Origin of the sequence: Streptosporangium sp. NPDC002721 (assembly GCF_042888905.1) — a bacterium.
In the GTDB taxonomy this organism is placed as follows: Bacteria; Actinomycetota; Actinomycetes; order Streptosporangiales; family Streptosporangiaceae; genus Streptosporangium.
This window is the reverse complement of sequence record NZ_JBIAQI010000029.1, coordinates 126897-144618: the sequence shown is the minus strand read 5'-3', so window position 1 is coordinate 144618 and position 17722 is coordinate 126897. Positions and strand designations below refer to the sequence as shown.

Genomic DNA, 17722 nt, shown 5'->3' with positions numbered 1-17722 from the left:
AGCCATGATCCAGAGCTGTATAAGCAGCGCAACACGGCCGAACGCTGCATCAACCAGATCAAGCAGTGGCGTGGGCTGGCCTTCCGCTTCGACAAAACCCCCGAAAGCTACCTCGCGGGCCTTCATCTACGCGGAGCCATCGTGTGGCTCCGAAGCCTTCAACCCATCTAAAGATTCAAAGCCCGTACAGGCCCTAGGAGACCGGTTCCCGTTCCCCGGCCTCCACCGGGTCCGCCTCGGCACGACGCCTCCCGCCGGGGAGCAGCCGGGCGATCTGCTCGGAGCGGCTCGCGACCAGCGGGCCCAGCAGGGCGAGGATGAGCACGTACCCGGCGATGAACGGGGCGAGCCTGCCGTCCAGCCCCGCGGCCAGCGCCATGGTGGCCAGGACCAGGGCGAACTCGCCGCGCGAGAGCACGGTGAGCGAGATGTTGACCGCCTCCGCCCTGCCGAACGCGTTGAGCCTCGCCGCCAGCACCCCGGCCGCGACGTTGAGCACCACCGTGACCAGCACCGCGATCGCGATGGGCCAGGCCACAGAAAGCATGTCGCCCGGCTCGATGGACAGGCCGAAGGCGAAGAAGAACAGCGCGGCGAAGGCGTCCCTGAGCGGGTGGACGAGCTGCCGGATGCGCGGGGCGGCCCTGCTGGAGCTCAGGATGAGCCCGATCATGAAGGCTCCGATGGCGTCGGAGACCCCCAGCTCCTCGGCGATCCCGGCGGTGAAGATCGCCAGGCCGGTGAACATCACCACCAGCAGTTCCTCGTCCCTGGTGGTGACCAGCTTGTTGACCAGCCGCGTACCCCATCGCGCCAGTGCGGTCAGCACGATCAGGAAGGCGAACGCCTTCCCGAAGGAGAGCGCGGCGGCGCCGAAACTGTCGGCGCCGCTGAGGACCGGTTGCAGCACGGCGAGGTAGAGCGCGAGGAAGACGTCCTCGACGACGATGATCCCGAGGATGAGGCGGCTCTCGGGGTTGCCGAGGCGCCCCATGTCGACCAGGAGCTTGGTCACGATCGCCGAGGAGGAGATGCCGATCACCCCGGCCAGGACCATCGCCTCCCTGGTCCCCCAGCCCACGGCGAACCCGAAGGCCAGGCCGCCCCCGACGTTGAGCACGATGTAGCCGACCCCGGCCAGCACCAGGCGCCTGCCCCCGGCCACCAGGTCGTCGAGGGAGAACTCCAGCCCGAGGTAGAACAACAGGAAGATCAGGCCGAGCGCGGCGATGACCTTCAGGTCCGCCGGGTTCTCCACGAGGGCGAGGCCGGGCGTGTGCGGGCCGAAGATGATGCCCGCCAGCATGAACAGGGGGATGGTCGGCAGCCCTATCCGGGTGCCGAGCCTGGCGATGATCCCGGCGGCGAGGAAGGAGCCGCCGAGCGCGACGAGGGCGTCACCCAGTGCCATCCGGCCCTCCCCCGAGGACGATCGCGGGCATGGCGAACACACATTCGTGGAACATGGAAAAACCTCCGTCAAACGATCTCGGTCAGGAACCTCTGCTGATCGCTTGACGGAGGCGCTCGGGGAGAGCTGTCGTCGTACAGGGTGTGCGTGGCCGGGACCGGCCGGGCGGGCAGGGGCGCGACCCTCGCCAGGGGGCCGGGCGGCGCGAGACCGGGGCCGGGCGGGCACAGGTCGCAGGCCTGCGAGTGGGGGGTCGAGGGAGCGAAGCCGACCCCGCTGGCCAGCGTGATCGCGGCACCGGGGACGGCGGGGTGATGGGCGGGCCCCGGCAGCGGGGCGTACACGAGGGCGATCAGGGAAAGCAGAAGGGCCGCGACCGTGCCGGCGACCCTCCGCGACAAACCATGCCCTAACGCTCGATGGAAACTTCTACTATTTTATCAGGCTTCTTCCGGCGCCCCTGCGGCAGCAGGTACGCCCACTGCCAGAGCGTCTCGACGGGACCTCGCTCGAAGCGCCGCAGCCACAGCGTGGACAGCGTCATGAAGAGCGCGCAGATGCCCGCCCAGGCCGCGAGGACCCACCACGGCCGCAGGTGGTCGAGCGACGCGGCGAGGCCGAGGCCCCAGCCGTAGCAGAGCGCCGACGCGACCAGGTTCTGGAGGATGTAGGAGCTCAGGGCGGTACGGCCGACGTCGGTCAGTCCTCGCCTCAGCACGCCGGGGGCGCCGGTCGCCCGCCGCGCGAGGGTGGCGACGAGGCCGAGCAGGCCCAGCGCCACCAGCGGGGGCAGCAGGTAGCGGTCCACCAGGAACCAGCCCGGACCGGCGAAGGAGGTGACCAGGTTCAGCGGCACGCCCACCGCGAGCCCGGCGACCATGAGCCTCCGGCGCAGCGCGGCCCCCCGCTCCGAGTCCTCGAACACCCCGGCGCGCATCAGCCGGGAGCCGAGCAGGAACAGCACGATGCCCATCGGGACGATGAGGACGATCTCGATCCGGTAGAGGCCGAACATCTCGATCCGGGCGGCGACCTGCTGCGGGTAGGTGCCGTCGGAGAAGAGCCTGGACGGCTCCGAGGTCCCGCCCGTGCTCGCCGGAGCGGAGAGCATGCCGGCGGTGAGCAGGCCGACCAGCGCGGCGAACACCGATCCGACGGTGATCATCCACACCTTGACCGCGCGGTCGCTCCTGCCGATCAGGTACGCCACGACGATCGAGGCGAGCGCGTAGCCCATCAGCACGTCGAACTCGAAGATCAGCAGGTAGTGGATCAGGCCCTCGACGAACAGCAGCCCGGCCCGCCACAGGTACCAGCCGGGCCACGGCACGCCGCGGCGCGCGGCCGAGCGGTACTGCAGTTCGAGCCCGACCCCGAAGAGCAGGGTGAGCAGCGCGAGGAACTTGCCGTTGGTGAGGAAGCGGAGGAGAGTCTCCAGGGTCTCTGGCCGGCCCAGCGCCCCCATGACGTCGGCGGGCCCACCGGGATCGGTGAAGATCCAGATGTTCGTGCCCAGGGTGCCGACGATGGCGATCCCCCTGAGCAGGTCGAGCACTTCTATTCGGCGACTTGTCACGCCTTCCACGATCTCGTCCGGCGGGCCCGCGGACATCGTCGCGCAGGCCCATCCGGGACGTACATCGATGTATGTACCGGCCCCGGATTCCGGCCCGTCCTGCCCGGACATCAGCGGCGAACCAGGTCACATCGGACGTGGAACCGGGCCGGTCGCCCTGAACGGGCCGGGCTGGTCGCCGGAGACGACGCGGGCGTGCAGCCGGGCCGCCGTCGCCGGGTCCCAGCCGAACGCCTTCCGGCCGGCGAGCCAGGCCGCCGCCCCCGCGCCGTCGCCCGCCAGGACCGTCGAGGGCCCCAGCCTCTCCCGTACGGCGGAGGCGACCGGTCCCTCGCTGGTCAGCACGCTCCCGGCCAGCACGATCGGGCTCGTCTCCCCCGCCTCGCGGACCTCGGCCACCGTCTCGCAGAGCAACCGGGCCGCGGTGGACACGATCTCCAGGGCGGCCGGGTCGCCCTCCACCGCCGCCCGGCTGACGAGCGGGGCGAGGCGGGCCAGTTCCAGCGGCGGCCGCGACTGCGCGCGCACCACCAGCCTGATCGCCAGTGCCCGCATCTCCTCCACCGAACCCGCCGAACCCGCCGAACCCACCGGACCCGCCGAACCCACCGAACCCACCGGACCCGCCGAACCCACCGAACCCGCTGAACCTCCCGTGCCCGCCGTGCCTGCCGAACCCGCCACGCCCGCCGGACCCACCGTGTCCGCCGCGCCCGCGCCACCACCGCCCATCTCGCCGATCCCGAACCCGAACCCGAACCCGGTCCCCGTCCCGGCCGTCTCCCCCTCCAGGAGGGCGGCCGTGACGAGGCGGGTGAGCCCGCCGCCCGCCTCGCCCCGGCTGAGGGCTCGGGCGGCGGCGCCGGCCGCCTCCCTGCCCAGCCAGAACCCGGAGCCCCGGTCGCCCAGCAGCCAGCCGAGCCCGTCGGCGATCACCACCGGCTCGCCGTCCTCGATCCTGGCGGCGATCGCCCCGGTCCCGGCGATGAGCGCGGTGCCGCGCGGTTCCGCCGTACCGGCGGCGAAGGCGATGCCCAGGTCGCCGGTGAGCCGGGGCGGGACGCGCAGGCCCGCGGCGGCCCACATGGGGTCGAACACCAGGCGGTCCAGCGCCCCGCCGCCCGCCAGCCCGATGACCGCCCCGGCCACCAGGCCCGGGTCGATCCCGTGCAGGGCGAGCTCCAGCGCCCGGCCGATGTTGGCCACCGCGACGGCGTTGCCGTGGGCCGCGGGGTTGCCGCCGGGCGCCTTGCCGTACCCGGCCCGCCGCCCCGAGGCGTCGAGCAGCAGGGCCCGCGAGGAGGTCCCGCCGACGTCCAGCCCGAGGACGTACATCGCGTTCAGAGGTGCTCGCCGAAGAACGCGGTGACGGCCTCGACCGCCCGGGTGACGTGCGGTTCGGCGTCGTAGAGGTCGATGTGCAGCTTCGCGTCCAGCCAGACGAGCCTCTTGGGCTCGTCCATCCGCCGGTACGCCTCCTCGGCGCCCTCGGGCGAGCAGAAGCGGTCGACCACGCCGTGCACGATCAGGCCGGGCTTGGGCGAGAGGAAGTCGGCGCCCGTCATGTTGTCCAGGGTGATCAGCTCGCGGACGGAGGCCCGGGTGACCTCGTTGCGCCAGTGCTCCGAGGCACCCCTGGAGGTGCCGTAGTAGGCGAACGGCTCGTCGCCCGGCATCGCCGCCTCGCCCTCCTCGGCCACCGCGGGCAGGTACTCCACCTCAGCACCCCCGTCCTGGCGCTCCAGCACCTCTGTGAACGAGGCCAGCGCCCGCTGGTACCCCGAGGGTGACATCCCGGCCCGCATGCCGTACGGATTGTTGTAGGCCCCCGCGACGCCCGCGAAAGCCTTCACCCGGGGGTCGAACGCGGCGAACCTGAGCGCGTAGCCCCCGCCGAGGCAGATCCCGACCGCGCCGATCCGGTCGCCGTCCACCTCGGGGCGCGAGCGCAGCAGCGAGACCCCGGCCCGCAGGTCCTCCAGCTTGCCCTGGGGGTCCTCGTGGTTGCGCGGCTCCCCGCCCGACTCCCCCCAGTTGCGGTGGTCGAAGGCGAGCGTCACGTATCCCGCCTCGGCCAGCCGGGCGGCGTACAGGCCGGTGACCTGGTCGCGGGTGCCGGTGAACGGGCCCGTGAGGACCAGGGCGGGGTGCGGGCCCGGCGCCGCCGGGATCCGCAGGTCGCCGACGAGGGTGATCCCTCCGGCGGTGAACTTCACCTTTTCGGACATGCTCCAAGTCTGTACGGCACGCGCGGCGGAAGCCAGCGGCCGCCCCGGCGGTCCCCGCCCCCGCCCGTCCGGCCCGAGCCGGTGAGCGGGAACGGGGACCGCCCGGGAAGGGAGACCCGAGGACCTCAGGAGTCGAAGCCGAGACCCATCCGGTCCAGGGTGCGCAGCCAGAGGTTGCGGCGCCCCTCGTGCAGGTCGGCCTGGGCGATCGACCAGCGGGTCATCTGGATCCCCGCCGAGCGGACCGGCTCGGGCGGGAACGGGACGGGCTTCTCCTTGACCATCCGGAGCTCGGTCCGCTCGGTCCGCTCTCCGGCGAGCAGGTCGAGCATGACGTTCGCCCCGAACCGGGTCGCGCCGACGCCCATGCCGGTGTATCCGGCCGCGTAGGCCAGGCGCCCGCCGTGCGACTGCCCGTAGAAGGCGCTGAACCGGCTGCAGGTGTCGATGACGCCGCCCCACCTGTGGGTGAAGCGCAGCCCGGAGAGCTGGGGGAACGTGGTGGAGAAGTGTTCCGCCAGCTTGACGAAGGTCTCGTCGCGCTGCTCGTACTCGGGCTTGATCATGCCGCCGTTGTAGTAGACCGCGTCGTAACCGCCCCAGAGGATCCGGTTGTCCTCGGTCAGCCGGTAGTAGTGGAACTGGTTGGCCGCGTCGCCGACCCCCTGCCGGTTGTGCCAGCCCACCGAGGCCAGCTGGGCGTCCGAGAGCGGCTCGGTCATCAACGCGTAGTCGTAGACCGGCACCAGGAAGTGCTTCAGCCGCCGCAGCAGCGGCTGGAACACGCCGGTGCCGAGCGCGACCTTGCGCGCCCTGACGCTGCCGTGCGGGGTGATCAGGTCCAGGCTCGTCGGGGTGTCCCTCATCGTGCGTACCGGCGTGCGCTCGTGGATGCGCACGCCCACCGAGAGGCAGGCCTGCCGGAGCCCCCAGGCCAGCCGGGCGGGGTCGAGCATGGCGCAGCCGTCGCGCTCCCAGTGGCCCCCGATGTACGTGGGCGAGTTCACCTCCGCCCGCACCTGTTCCTCGTCGAGGACGTCGAAGCGGGCGCCCAGGTCGCGGGCGACGCCGACGTTGCGGTTCATCTCCTCCAGCTGCCACGGCTCGGTGGCCACGTGCAGCTCGCCGGTGCGCTCGTAGCCGCAGTCGATGCCGTACCCGGCGATCGCCTCGCCGATCTCGTCGAGGTTGTCGACGCCGAGGCGTTCGAGCGTGGAGATCTCCTCGGGCCAGCGCTCCAGCCCGTTGGCGATGCCGTGGGTCAGCGTGGCCATCGCGAAGCCGCCGTTGCGGCCGGACGCCGCCCAGCCGACCCTGCGTCCCTCCAGGAGGACGACGTCGAGCGACGGGTCGCGTTCCTTGGCCATCAGGGCGGTCCACAGCCCCGAGAAGCCGCCGCCGACCACCGCCAGGTCAGCGGTGGTCTCGCCGAAGAGCCGCGGCAGCGGCTCGGGTTTCGCCGGACTGTCGAGCCAGTACGGCTTGCGCTCCGCGTCAGCAAGAGCCTTCAGCGGATCCACAAATCTCACTTCCCTACGTGAGTCAGGTTGTCTTTGTGTGTATCGCGTGGTCACGGAGATCACGCGCGGGTTCCCCCCGCCTGGGTCCGATCTCGCCTCCCTGTTCTCTGCCGGGAATCTTCTCTTTGCCGGGTCATTGTCCATCGGGGCCTTCGCCGCCGAGGACCCGGGCGACCGGGAACCCGGGTACACCGAAGCCCCGTGCCACCCGGTGAGGGCACGGGGCTCGGCGACGGCTAGGTGCGGCGGCGCGCGGTGACCGTGTTGACCACGGCGATGGCGACGCCTACCGCGAATATAAGCGTTCCGATCACGTTCACCTGAGGCGGCACCCCGATGCGGGTGGCGCCCCAGATCCACAGCGGGAACGTCTGGACGGCGCCGCTGGTGAACTGGGTGATCACGAAGTCGTCGATGGACAGGGCGAAGGCCAGCAGCGCGCCCGAGACGACGCCGGGCAGGATCATCGGGAAGGTGACCAGCCGGAACGTCGTCCAGGTGGACGCGCCGAGGTCGCGGGCCGCCTCCTCGATCGACCGGTCGAGCCCGATCACCCGGGCCCGTACGGTGATCGCCACGAAGGAGAGCGAGAACAGCACGTGCGCGACGACCACGGTCGCGAAGCCGGTCTGCACGCCCAGGCTGACGAACAGCGACAGCAGCGAGGCGCCCATGACCAGCTCGGGCGAGGCGATCGCGGCGAACATCACCAGGTTGGTGGCGCCCTGCCCGCGGAACCGGTAGCGGCCCAGGGCCAGGCCCATGAGCGTGCCGAGCACCGTCGTGATCACCGTGGAGAGCACGGCGATCTTGAGGGAGTTGGTCACCGCTTCGAGCAGCTGGGGGTACTCGTCCAGGCGGCCCCACCACTGGAGGGTGAAGCCCTGCCAGGTCACGTTCGACTTGCTCTGGGTGTCGTTGAAGCCGAACACGATCATGATGACGATCGGCAGGAACAGCCAGGCGAGGATCAGCCACACGTAGCCGAAGAGCAGCCGGTCGCCCAGCCTCCCGCGGGCCCGCGGGGCCCTGCCCCCGGCGGGGGCGTCCGCCGCCGGGGCCTCCGTGACGTCGATGGCGCTCATCGGGCCGCCGCCTCCAGGACGTTCTCGGTGCCGAGCGCCCTGGCGTAGGCGAAGATGCCGACCAGCATCGCCGCCATCAGCGTGAACGACAGCGCGGCGGCGGTCGGGTAGTCGTTGTTGACCAGGTACTCGGTCTGGATGATGTTGCCGATCATCGTGTTCTCCGGGCCGCCGAGGATGCCCGCGTTGACGTAGTCGGCGGTCATCGGGACGAACGTCATCAGCACCCCGGCGAACACGCCCGGCAGCGAGAGCGGCAGCACGATCTTGGTGAACGCCTCGCGTTTGGCCGCGTAGAGGTCCTGGGCGGCCTCGACGACCTTGGGGTCCACCCGCTCCAGCGCGACGTAGATCGGCAGGATCATGAACGGCAGGTAGTTGTAGACCAGCCCCCCGATCACCGCGAACGTCGTCTGCAGCACGTGGAAGTCCTCGGGCAGCAGCCCCGCCGACTTCAGCGGCCCCAGCAGCATGCCGTCGTCGGCGAGCATGAACCGCCACGACACCGTGCGCAGCACGAACGACACGAAGAACGGCAGCAGCACCAGCAGCAGGTAGGTCGACTTGCGGTTGCCGCCCTTGAAGGCGATCCAGTAGGCCACCGGGTAGGCGAGCGCGATGGAGATGACGGTCGCGACCAGGCCGTACCCCGCCGAGCGCAGGAACTGGGTCTGGTACTGCACCAGGCTGTCGGCGTACACCGCGAAGTTGAACGTCTGGGCGAAGCCGTCGACCACGTTGCCCTCCTGGGTGGAGACCGAGGCCATGAAGACCATCGGCACCACCAGGAAGATCGCGAGCCAGAGGCCGCCGGGCAGGATGAGCAGGTAGGGGGCGAGGCGCTTCACCGGCCGACGACCCCTTCCGGTCCGAGTCGCTCTCTCATCGGCCTAGCCCTGCGTGACCGGCTGGAAGATGTCCTCGAAGATCTTCTCCTCGGCGGTGGTCAGCGTCTTGTACGACCGCAGCTTGGCCATGTCCGCCTCGGAGGGGAAGATCAGCGGGCTCTCGGCGATCTGCTCCAGCGCCTTGCGCTCGTCGCCCTTGGCCTTGGCCGCGTCGGCGAGGACGAGGTCCTTGGCGGAGGAGACCGGCGTGATGTAGTTGATGTACTCGACCAGCATCGTGGCGATCTTGGGCTGGTAGACGTAGTCCATCAGGGTCAGCGCGTCGACCGGGTTCTGCGCGGTCTTGGGGATGCACATGTTGTCGGTCCAGATCGTGCCGCCCTCCTCGGGCACCACGAACCTCAGGTCCTTGCCCTCGGCGACCTGCTGGAAGATGTCGCCCGACCAGGCCATGGTGATCCAGATGTCGCCCCTGGCGAGGGCGTCGACGTAGTCGTTCTCGTAGTACTTGCGCACGAGCCCGGCGTCGCGCTGCTCCTTGAGCTTCGCCCCGGCCTTCTTCCAGTCGGCCTCGGTGGACTTGTCGGGGTCGATGCCCAGGGCGAACAGGCCGAAGTTGGCGACCTCCTGGGTGTCGAGCATCATGCCGACCTTGCCCTGGTACTTGGGGTTCCAGAGGTCCTGGATGCTCTTGACCTCGTCCACGTACTTGGGGTTGTAGGCGATGCCGGTCACGCCGACCGTCCACGGGACCGTGTGGGCGTTGTTGGGGTCCCAGGTGGGGTTCTTCACCGCGGAGCTCGCGTTGGCCGCGAAGTTCGGCAGCTTGGAGTGGTCGAGGGGGACGAGGTAGCCCAGCGCGATGGCCTTGCTCAGCTGGAGGCCGTTGGTCAGGACCATCAGGTCGTAGCCGATGTCGTTGTTGGCGGCGAGCAGCGGCTGGACCTTGCCGAAGAACGTGCTGTTGTCCTGGATGGCCTCCTGGTAGGCCACCTGGATGCCGGTGTCGGCGGTGAACAGCTCCAGCGAGGGGTAGCGCTTGCCCTCCTTGTCGATGTAGAGCGGCCAGTTGGCGAAGCGCAGCGTGCCGTTCTTCTTCTTGGAGCCCCAGTACTCGGCGACGGCGTCTCTCGGGGGAACGGCCGCCACCTTCTTGCCCTCCACGCCGCAGGCGGCGAGGGCGAGAGCCGCGGCCGACATCCCGCCGAGGCGAAGGGCGTCACGGCGGGTGACGGAACGGCTCTGCGTCATGCCTCGCAGGAAGGCGGGGTTCTGGCGGGGGTCCATATCGAGTTCAACTTCCGATCGCGTACGAGTGGTGCGGCAGCCACGACAACCAGACGGCGTCTCCACGTTCCGCCGTGCTCGTGCTGTCGAGTGCGTTCTGCTGGAAGACGGTCACCTCCGCGCCGTGGGCCAGGGAGACCGTGTAACTGGTGTAGAGCCCCAGATAGACCACCTCCGAGACCGTGCCTCGCACGACACTCAGGTCCCCGGTGGGCTCCTCCGTGGTGATCCTGATCTTCTCCGGGCGCACCGTGATCGCGATCGGTTCCCCGGCACGGAACGATCCGCCCTCGGCGAGGACGTGGTCGTCATCACCCAGCTTAAGCACCGCGAAACCCGACTGAAGACGATCGACGGTGCCGCTGAGCAGGTTGGACGTGCCGATGAACCCCGCCACGAAAGCGGTGGAGGGCCGCTCGTAGATCTCTCTGGGGGTGCCCAGCTGCTCGACCAGGCCGTCGTTCATGACGGCGATGCGGTCGCTCATCGTGAGCGCCTCGCTCTGGTCGTGGGTGACGTACACGAAGGTGATGCCGACCTCGCGCTGGATGCGCTTGAGCTCGATCTGCATGGCCTGGCGGAGCTTGAGGTCGAGGGCGCCGAGCGGCTCGTCCAGCAGGAGCGCGCGGGGCTTGTTGACCAGGGCGCGGGCGAGGGCGACCCGCTGCTGCTGGCCTCCGGACATCTCCCGGGGGCGCCGTTTCTCACGCCCGGTGAGGTCGACGATCTCCAGGATCTCCCCGACCCGGCGCTTGATCTCGGTGTCGGCCACCTTCTTGCGCCGCAGGCCGAACGCGACGTTCTCCCAGACGTTCATGTGCGGGAAGAGGGCGTAGGACTGGAAGACCATGTTGACGTCACGCTTGTTCGGGGGGACGTCGGTGACGTCCTGGCCGAGCAGCCGTACGGTGCCGCGCGAGGGGTCCTCGAAACCGGCGATCATGCGCATGGTGGTGGTCTTGCCGCACCCCGAGGGGCCGAGGAGCGAGAAGAACTCCCCCTCGGCGATCGACAGGGTGACCCCCTTGACCGCCTGGACGACCTCGCCGTGGGAGACGTACTCCTTGACGACCCCGTCAAGTTCGATTGCGGGTACGTGGGGCGGGCGGGAGGCGGTGTCGGCCGCCTCCGCGTCCGCCTGGATCTCGGTCATTCCAGGCTTATCCCTCTGTTCGCGGCTATTCGCCGATGTAGTGCATGACGTGCTTGACGCGCAGATAGTCGTGCAGGCCGAAGACCGACAGATCCTTGCCGTACCCGGAGTGCTTGAAGCCTCCGTGCGGCATCTCCGAGACGAACGGGATGTGGGTGTTGACCCACACCACGCCGAAGTCGAGACGGTTCGACACCCGCATCGCCCGGCCGTGGTCGGAGGTCCACACCGATCCCGAGAGGCCGTACCTGACGCCGTTGGCCTTGGCGACCGCGTCGGCCTCGTCGGAGAAGGTCTGGACGGTGATCACCGGCCCGAACACCTCGTTCTGCACCATCTCGTCGTCCTGCCTGAGGCCGTCGACGACGGTGGGGGCGAAGAAGTAACCCCGGTCGCCGACCCGGTTCCCGCCGGTCAGGACCTTGGCGTGGCCGGGCACCCGGTCGATGAAGCCGGTGACGCGGGCCAGCTGGTCGGCGTTGTTGAGCGGGCCGTACAGGGCGTCCTCGGCGGAGAGGTCGCCGGTCACGGTGCCGGCCGCCGCCTCGGTGAGCGCGGCCACGAACTCGTCGTGGACGTCCTCGTGGACGATCACGCGGCAGGCCGCGGTGCAGTCCTGCCCGGCGTTGTACAGGCCCGCGGTGGCGATGGACTCCGCGGCGGCCTTGAGGTCCTTGACGTCGTCGAACACGACGACGGGCGCCTTGCCGCCCAGCTCCAGGTGCACCCGCTTGAGGTCCTCGGCGGCGCTCCTGGCCACGGCCATGCCCGCGCCGACCGAACCGGTGATCGCGACCATCGACGCGGTCGGGTGGCCGACGACCAGCGCGCCGGTCTCCCGGTCGCCGACGACGACGTTGAAGACGCCCTTCGGCAGGACCTCGCCGAGGATCTCGGCCAGCTTGACCGTGGAGACGGGGGTGGTGTCCGAGGGCTTGAGCACGACGGTGTTGCCGGCGGCGAGCGCCGGGGCGATCTTCCAGACCGCCATCATCATCGGGTAGTTCCAGGGGGTGACCTGGCCCACGACGCCGATCGGCTCGTGCCGGATGACGGAGGTGTGCTCGGCGAGGAACTCGCCCGACGTGGGGCCCTCCAGCGTGCGCGCGGCCCCCGCGAAGAAGCGGAAGTGGTCGGCGGCGACCGGGGTCTCGTCCTCGGCCATCCGGGCGCGCGGCTTGCCGGTGTTGCGGCACTCGGCCTCGTTCAGCTCCTCGGCCCGCGCCTCGATCGCGTCGGCCACCTTGAGGAGGAGGTTGGCGCGCTCACCCGGGGTGGCCTGGCTCCACGACTCGAATGCGGCCGCGGCGGCGGCATAGGCCGCGTCGACGTCCTCCGGACCCGATACCGGGGCCTTAAGGTAGATCTCTCCGGTGCACGGATCAATGACGTCGGAGAACCGGTCGCTTTTGGCCTCCACGAGTTCGCCGCCGACATAATTCCGCAGGCGCGGGAGTTCGTTGGTCTCAACCGGGGTGGTCACCGTCGGCCTCCTAAGGATCGGGGCTGAGTTGTCGCGACTCTTACAGAGCGGGAGCCCTACGACAAGGGATTTCGTTGTTAAGATACCAAATTGCTACGAAATCGCTTGACAGAAGCACCGGAACTGACAGCATGTCGCATCGGAGCCGCAACATGACGGCAACAGCCCCGCAACATGACGCCAGGGAGCGCCCATGACGACGCCGCCCAAGGTTCGCCGTGAGAACGACGCCAGGAACGGCCCCGTCGTCCTCGACGAGATCTCCAAGCAGATCATCGAGCAGCTGCAGACGGACGGGCGCAAACCGTACGCCGCCATCGGCAAGGCGGTGGGGCTCTCCGAGGCCGCCGTGCGCCAGCGGGTCCAGCGGCTGCTCGACGCGGGGGTGATGCAGATCGTCGCGGTGACCGACCCGCTGACCCTGGGCTTCCCCCGCCAGGCCATGATCGGCATCAAGTGCGAGGGCGACCTGGAGACGGTGGCCGACGAGCTGTCGGCCATCAGGGAGATCGACTACGTCGTGCTGACCGCCGGGTCGCTGGACATCATGGTCGAGGTGGTCTGCGAGAGCGACCAGCATCTCCTGGAGATCCTGGGCAAGATCCGGGCCATCCCCACCGTCCGCGCCACCGAGACCTTCGTCTATCTCAAGCTTCACAAACAGACCTACTCCTGGGGCACCCGCTGACGGTCCCCGGCGCGCGCTCCGGCGCGTGTTCCGGCACGCGTTCCGGCGCGTCGCCGGTTCAGCGGGACTCCGGGGCCTCTCCGGCCGGACGGGGTTCCGGTGCGTCACCGGCCGGACGGGGTCCGGAAGCCTCCGCGGCCGGGCGGGGCTCCATGACGTCCGCGAGCTCGTCGAGGAACTCGTCGACGTCGCCGATCGCGTACCCCGGCCTCAGCATCACCGTGGCGAACCTCGCCTCGCGCACGTCGCCGGGGGTGAGGGGCGTGTCGGTGGTGCCACGCAGGGTGGCCACGATCCGGTCGAGGAAGTCGTCGACCTCGTCCTCGTTGTAGCCCATGCCGAGCCGTCCCGGCCGGAAGGCGACCCGCTCGACCCGGGCGGCGTGCTCCTCGTGGTCCTCGTGTTCCCCGTGTTCCCCGTGTTCCCCGTGTTCTCCCCGCTCGGGCTCCTCGGGCTGCTCGGACTGCTCGGACTGCTCGGGCTTCTCGGGCGCGGTACGGCGGGCGGGGACGAGCGGGCGCCCGTCCGTGCCGGTGGGCCGGGTCTCGATCGCCACGATGAAGGCCTCAAGGGCGAAGTCGACGGCGACCTCGTTGTAGCCGCCGAGCCTGGTGCGGAAGCGAGCGTCGCGGATCTCATCCGCGGTGACCGGTTCGCCCTCCGGGGCGCCCCTGCCGAGGGTCCCCTCGATCCTGCGAACCAGCAGGTCCACCTGGTCCGTGTCATATCCCATGCGAATCCCGAGGACCCGTGGAAAGCGGTTCAAACCCGCGTCCTTTCGCGTCTCCCCGACAGGCCTTTACCCGATGTGTCCATTCTGGAGGGAATGACCGGACAAAAGCGAGACATCAGACGTGAGCGCGGAGCCCGCGAAAACGGCCTCGGGTGCGCGCCGTCACGCGCCGAGGTCCGGGCGTTCTCGTGACGGCGAGGAAATCCGGACGTGACAGTCCGTACGACCTGCAAGAAAAGGCGGGGACCGGATACCGGGTATCACGGATCGGCCGAGCGGCGGGAAAGGCGGAGACCGGGACCGGATGACCGGCGGGAAGGACGAAGACCGGCACCGCGGGCCGGACGACCGGCGGGAAGGCGGAAACCAGGGCCGGGTGACCGGCGGATAAGACGGAGACCGGGACCGGCGGGCTGGGGTGCCGCGCCGGGCCCGGTTTACCGAAGATCCGCTGATTCGGTTGATTCAGTTGATTCAGTTGATTCAGTTGATTCAGTTGTTCACCAGGTCGAAGCTCTCCCAGGGGCCGACCGCGTCACGGTTGGCGATCAGCGGCTGGGCGCCGCCGCCCTCGGCGCACACCAGCTTGCCGTTGACCTGGGCCCGGAGGCTGACCGAGCCGTCCGGGTTGGTGATGAGCTGGAAGACCTCCCAGGGGCCCACCGCGTCGCGGTCGGCGATCAGCGGCTGGGCACCGCCGCCCTCCGCGGCCACGAACTTGTTGTTGACCTTCGCCCGGAGCGCGACGGTGCCGTTGCTCTGGTTGACCCGGTCGAACTGCTGCGCCGTGCCGGTGGACGTCCCGTTCGCGATCAGCGGCGAGCCGTTGGCGGCGGTGACGTAGAGGCCGTTGGCCTTGGAGCGCAGGCTGATCGTCCCGTTGCTGGTGCCGCCCGGCAGGCCCAGGGTGGAGGCGGTGCCGCTCAGGGCCTTGACGCCCTGGTTGGCCGAGCCGGTCAGCGTCGTCGAGGCGTAGCCGCTCAGCGGCTTGGCGGTCCGCTCCACGACGTACACCGTGTTGGCGGCGGTGGCGAAGGAGACCTCGCCGGTGGAGACGGTGGCCAGGACGGCGTTGTCGGAGGCGCGGCGCACCCGGATCTGCTGGGTGCCCCAGGGGTTGACCACCGTGGCCTGCTTGCCGTGCAGGCTCCTGAGCCCGACGTACTTGATCTCCCCGGCCTCGCGCTCGGAGCTGACCAGGAAGCCGTCCTTGGCCAGGAGGGTGAACTTGCCGACGAAGGAGGAGTCGCCCGGCACCGCGGGGAACACCCTGATCTTGTCGTTGTAGCTCTGCATGAGCGACTCGTTCAGCGCCGACAGGTGCACGCCGAGATACTCGAAGACGCCGTTGGTGTTGGTCGTCATGCCGTTGGGGTAGTTCTGGTACTTCTGCAGCATGGTCTTCATGCCCTGGTACGCCTGGTCGCCGAGGCCGAGGCGGGCCGCCTGCACCGCGTCGTTGGACCAGACGTTGCCGTAGGGGAACGGCCGCTGGTTCCAGGTGTTCAGCGCGGTCTGGTAGTCGGGGTAGCCGATGCCGGTGATGTTGTACGGCCAGATCAGCTCCGAGGCGACGTTCTCGTTGTTCCTCGTCTGCGAGATCGGCGGCTCGTGGGGCAGGTAGGCGCCGTTGCCGGTCGGGTAGGCGGTCAGGTTGTTCACGATGTTCTGCCAGTCGGCGCGCAGCCCGGCGTCGAGGCCGAGCTGCTGGCTGACCTGGATCGTGAGCGGGAAGATGCTGCGCACCGCGGCCAGGTCGGTGATCGCGTTGCGGACGTTCCAGTACGTCTCGTGGGAGTGGGAGTTGGCCATGTAGTACTTGCCGGTCGGCCCGTCGAAGGACAGCAGTCCCTTGTAGAGCTTGGCGGTCTCCCGCATGTACGGGTACGCCACGTCCCGCAGGTAGTTCGCGTCGTTGGTGTAGCGGTACTGCAGGTACATGTTGTACGCGGCCTGGTAGCCGGTCGTCAGGATGTTCTTGGTGTAGTCGCTGTTGACCGTGCCGCGCGCGTTGCCGTCCCAGCCCATCGTCTCGGGCACCCACAGCGCGTCGATCCCGTACCTCGTCTGCGTGTACGCCTTCAGCGCGGTGTAGTTACGGCTGTAGAGCCGGTTGAAGCCGTTCATCAGCTCGGTGTGGTTGGAGGCGAAGAACGAGTTGTAGACGTCTCGCTGGTTCCAGTACCAGTAGGCGTTGCTCCACTTGGAGTTGTCCTGCGTGGCGCGGAAGACACCGTTGATGAAGTGCACCGGGTAGTTGCCGTAGCCGCCCGCGGCGATCATGTACGTGCTGAGGTAGTAGACGTTCTCCAGATAGTCCGCGTCACGGTTGGAGTTGGAGTACTGGACGAACGACTTCTCCCAGAACGCGTGCCACCAGTTGCGGTAGTTGTTGTACGTGGTCGTGTAGCCGGTGTTCTTCACCGCGGTGAGCTGGCTGCGGGCCTGGGCGACCGAGTCGCGGTTGGGGGCGTTGATCCGGCTCGCGGCGGTGAACCAGATGGTGTAGCTGGAGGTGGGCGTGATGTTCAGCCGCACGTTCCTGCCGTTCACGACCTGGGTGGTGAAGTTCGCGCCCTCGACGGTGGCGGCCATGGTGTAGCCGAAGCCGTTCGCGTCGGTCTGGCCCCGGCTGAACCCGGCCACGCCGGCGTCGGAGAAGGTGGAGATGGTCCGCCAGGTGTTCAGGTCCGGCACGTCCGCGATGTTCTGGACGGTGGCCGGGTCCCACATGCTGAGGTCGAACGCCACGTTGGACACGCCGCCCCGGGTGTCCTCGACGTGGATGCCCATCACCTCGGAGTTCGGCGATCCCATCACGGTGACGGTCCGGTTGGAGTCGTACTTGGTGGTCAGCGTCCCGTCGTACAGCGAGAGCCGCTGCTGGAAGGTCGTGTACCCGGTGTCCATGGCCGGGCTGGTGCTGAGGTTCGCCAGGCCCGCCGCGTAGGTCGACTGCTGCGACAGGTCCACCCCCGACACCTGCATCGTGAGGCCGTTCTGGTTCCAGGCCATCGCCCCGGTGCGGCCGTTGCCGACGGTGAGGCCCTGGATCGGGTTGGTGTTGGGGCGGTTGTAGACGATGTCGTGCTTCGACAGGTACGACCCGTGGTCGACCCTCAGCGCCCCGGCCGCCTGGTCGAAGGCCGTGTCACCCGGTGCCGCCCACGCCGGCACGGCCAGGCCGACCGCGGCCAGGCATGTGACGAGGAACCACATGAACAACAGGCGTACTGGTTTTCTCGACATGATCATCCTTAATCGCCACCGGGACGGCGGCCACGCCGCCCCGCCTTGACCAAGCGCGCGACTCACCCACCCGCGGGCCGGCGCCACCGCCCGGGAAGGGCGGGTCGCATCGGCGGGCGTCCCGGATCAGCGGACGTCCTGGCTCGGCAGGCCTTCCGGATCGGCGAACGTTCCGGTGGGCGGGTGACGTGGTGCAGGGAGCACGCCGGGGAGTCAGGGAGCCGCCGCCGGCAATCGGCGACCGGCGGCGGCTCCCTGACTTCCCCGTGGGTACAGATCCGCCACCGGGACACCTGCGGTCACAGGCCGGGCCTGCTTTCACACTCGGTAGATCGGATCTGTCAGCCGTAGTTAACATCGGACGTCTGTGAACGTCAAGGCGCGAAATATCCCCTTTGGACAAGAAAAATGCACTCTCTCGATCGCGATGACTCGCTGACCAGGCCGTATTTTGTCCATCT

Annotated in this window: 14 protein-coding genes and 1 pseudogene; 2 read left to right on the top strand and 13 right to left on the bottom strand. The window is 69.2% G+C overall.

Annotation, left to right across the window (positions count from 1 at the left end; genetic code table 11):
• Nucleotides 1-171 (top strand): annotated as a pseudogene (locus tag ACFYWM_RS35630) (IS5/IS1182 family transposase); the annotation flags it as partial.
• Nucleotides 172-193: 22 nt separating this feature from the next.
• Here ACFYWM_RS35630 and ACFYWM_RS35625 read toward each other — a convergent pair.
• The 11 genes from ACFYWM_RS35625 to ACFYWM_RS35575 all read right to left on the bottom strand — a co-directional run bounded on the left by ACFYWM_RS35625 (nucleotide 194) and on the right by ACFYWM_RS35575 (nucleotide 12591).
• The gene (locus ACFYWM_RS35625; protein ID WP_389923200.1) at nucleotides 194-1411 is read right to left on the bottom strand and encodes a cation:proton antiporter; all 1218 of its coding nucleotides are present in this window, start codon (nucleotides 1409-1411) and stop codon (nucleotides 194-196) included.
• A gap of 68 nt (nucleotides 1412-1479) precedes the next feature.
• A complete protein-coding gene (locus tag ACFYWM_RS35620; RefSeq protein WP_389923198.1) occupies nucleotides 1480-1812 on the bottom strand; it encodes a hypothetical protein in 333 nt (110 codons plus the stop codon).
• 8 nt (nucleotides 1813-1820) lie between these two features.
• A complete protein-coding gene (locus ACFYWM_RS35615) occupies nucleotides 1821-2987 on the bottom strand; it encodes a DUF418 domain-containing protein (protein ID WP_389923195.1) in 1167 nt (388 codons plus the stop codon).
• Between the two features lie 126 nt (nucleotides 2988-3113).
• Nucleotides 3114-4322: an N-acetylglucosamine kinase gene (locus tag ACFYWM_RS35610; RefSeq protein WP_389923192.1), complete on the bottom strand. Its 1209-nt coding sequence runs from the start codon at nucleotides 4320-4322 to the stop codon at nucleotides 3114-3116.
• 5 nt (nucleotides 4323-4327) lie between these two features.
• Nucleotides 4328-5215 (bottom strand): alpha/beta hydrolase, encoded by an 888-nt coding sequence (locus tag ACFYWM_RS35605; RefSeq protein WP_389923189.1) that lies wholly within the window; start codon nucleotides 5213-5215, stop codon nucleotides 4328-4330.
• Nucleotides 5216-5340: 125 nt separating this feature from the next.
• The gene (locus ACFYWM_RS35600) at nucleotides 5341-6735 is read right to left on the bottom strand and encodes an NAD(P)/FAD-dependent oxidoreductase (protein WP_389923209.1); all 1395 of its coding nucleotides are present in this window, start codon (nucleotides 6733-6735) and stop codon (nucleotides 5341-5343) included.
• Between the two features lie 236 nt (nucleotides 6736-6971).
• A complete protein-coding gene (locus ACFYWM_RS35595; RefSeq protein WP_389923187.1) occupies nucleotides 6972-7820 on the bottom strand; it encodes an ABC transporter permease in 849 nt (282 codons plus the stop codon).
• The gene (locus ACFYWM_RS35590) at nucleotides 7817-8668 is read right to left on the bottom strand and encodes an ABC transporter permease (RefSeq protein ID WP_389923185.1); all 852 of its coding nucleotides are present in this window, start codon (nucleotides 8666-8668) and stop codon (nucleotides 7817-7819) included. Before ACFYWM_RS35590 ends, ACFYWM_RS35595 begins: the two co-directional genes overlap by 4 nt.
• A gap of 42 nt (nucleotides 8669-8710) precedes the next feature.
• Nucleotides 8711-9919, bottom strand: a complete 1209-nt coding sequence (locus tag ACFYWM_RS35585) for a spermidine/putrescine ABC transporter substrate-binding protein (protein ID WP_389923182.1) — start codon at nucleotides 9917-9919, stop codon at nucleotides 8711-8713.
• A gap of 43 nt (nucleotides 9920-9962) precedes the next feature.
• A complete protein-coding gene (locus tag ACFYWM_RS35580) occupies nucleotides 9963-11108 on the bottom strand; it encodes an ABC transporter ATP-binding protein (protein WP_389923180.1) in 1146 nt (381 codons plus the stop codon).
• 25 nt (nucleotides 11109-11133) lie between these two features.
• A complete protein-coding gene (locus ACFYWM_RS35575) occupies nucleotides 11134-12591 on the bottom strand; it encodes a gamma-aminobutyraldehyde dehydrogenase (RefSeq protein WP_389923177.1) in 1458 nt (485 codons plus the stop codon).
• A 193-nt stretch (nucleotides 12592-12784) separates the two neighbouring features.
• Here ACFYWM_RS35575 and ACFYWM_RS35570 point away from each other — a divergent pair, with 193 nt between their 5' ends.
• On the top strand, nucleotides 12785-13279 hold the full coding sequence (locus ACFYWM_RS35570; RefSeq protein ID WP_344745451.1) for an Lrp/AsnC family transcriptional regulator: 495 nt from the start codon (nucleotides 12785-12787) through the stop codon (nucleotides 13277-13279).
• Between the two features lie 58 nt (nucleotides 13280-13337).
• Here ACFYWM_RS35570 and ACFYWM_RS35565 read toward each other — a convergent pair whose 3' ends face one another.
• Both ACFYWM_RS35565 and ACFYWM_RS35560 read right to left on the bottom strand, forming a co-directional pair.
• Nucleotides 13338-14012, bottom strand: a complete 675-nt coding sequence (locus ACFYWM_RS35565) for a DivIVA domain-containing protein (protein WP_389923175.1) — start codon at nucleotides 14010-14012, stop codon at nucleotides 13338-13340.
• A 492-nt stretch (nucleotides 14013-14504) separates the two neighbouring features.
• Nucleotides 14505-17261: a hypothetical protein gene (locus ACFYWM_RS35560; RefSeq protein ID WP_389923173.1), complete on the bottom strand. Its 2757-nt coding sequence runs from the start codon at nucleotides 17259-17261 to the stop codon at nucleotides 14505-14507.
• Nucleotides 17262-17722: the final 461 nt, after the last annotated feature.

What these genes read in the sequence shown, in the direction of transcription:
- ACFYWM_RS35625 (WP_389923200.1), bottom strand. Translation starts at nt 1,411, where the DNA reads ATGGCACTGGGTGACGCCCTCGTCGCGCTCGGCGGCTCCTTCCTCGCC.
- ACFYWM_RS35610 (WP_389923192.1), bottom strand. Translation starts at nt 4,322, where the DNA reads ATGTACGTCCTCGGGCTGGACGTCGGCGGGACCTCCTCGCGGGCCCTG.
- ACFYWM_RS35605 (WP_389923189.1), bottom strand. Translation starts at nt 5,215, where the DNA reads ATGTCCGAAAAGGTGAAGTTCACCGCCGGAGGGATCACCCTCGTCGGC.
- ACFYWM_RS35595 (WP_389923187.1), bottom strand. Translation starts at nt 7,820, where the DNA reads ATGAGCGCCATCGACGTCACGGAGGCCCCGGCGGCGGACGCCCCCGCC.
- ACFYWM_RS35585 (WP_389923182.1), bottom strand. Translation starts at nt 9,919, where the DNA reads ATGACGCAGAGCCGTTCCGTCACCCGCCGTGACGCCCTTCGCCTCGGC.
- ACFYWM_RS35580 (WP_389923180.1), bottom strand. Translation starts at nt 11,108, where the DNA reads ATGACCGAGATCCAGGCGGACGCGGAGGCGGCCGACACCGCCTCCCGC.
- ACFYWM_RS35570 (WP_344745451.1), top strand. Translation starts at nt 12,785, where the DNA reads ATGACGACGCCGCCCAAGGTTCGCCGTGAGAACGACGCCAGGAACGGC.
- ACFYWM_RS35565 (WP_389923175.1), bottom strand. Translation starts at nt 14,012, where the DNA reads ATGGGATATGACACGGACCAGGTGGACCTGCTGGTTCGCAGGATCGAG.
- ACFYWM_RS35560 (WP_389923173.1), bottom strand. Translation starts at nt 17,261, where the DNA reads ATGTCGAGAAAACCAGTACGCCTGTTGTTCATGTGGTTCCTCGTCACA.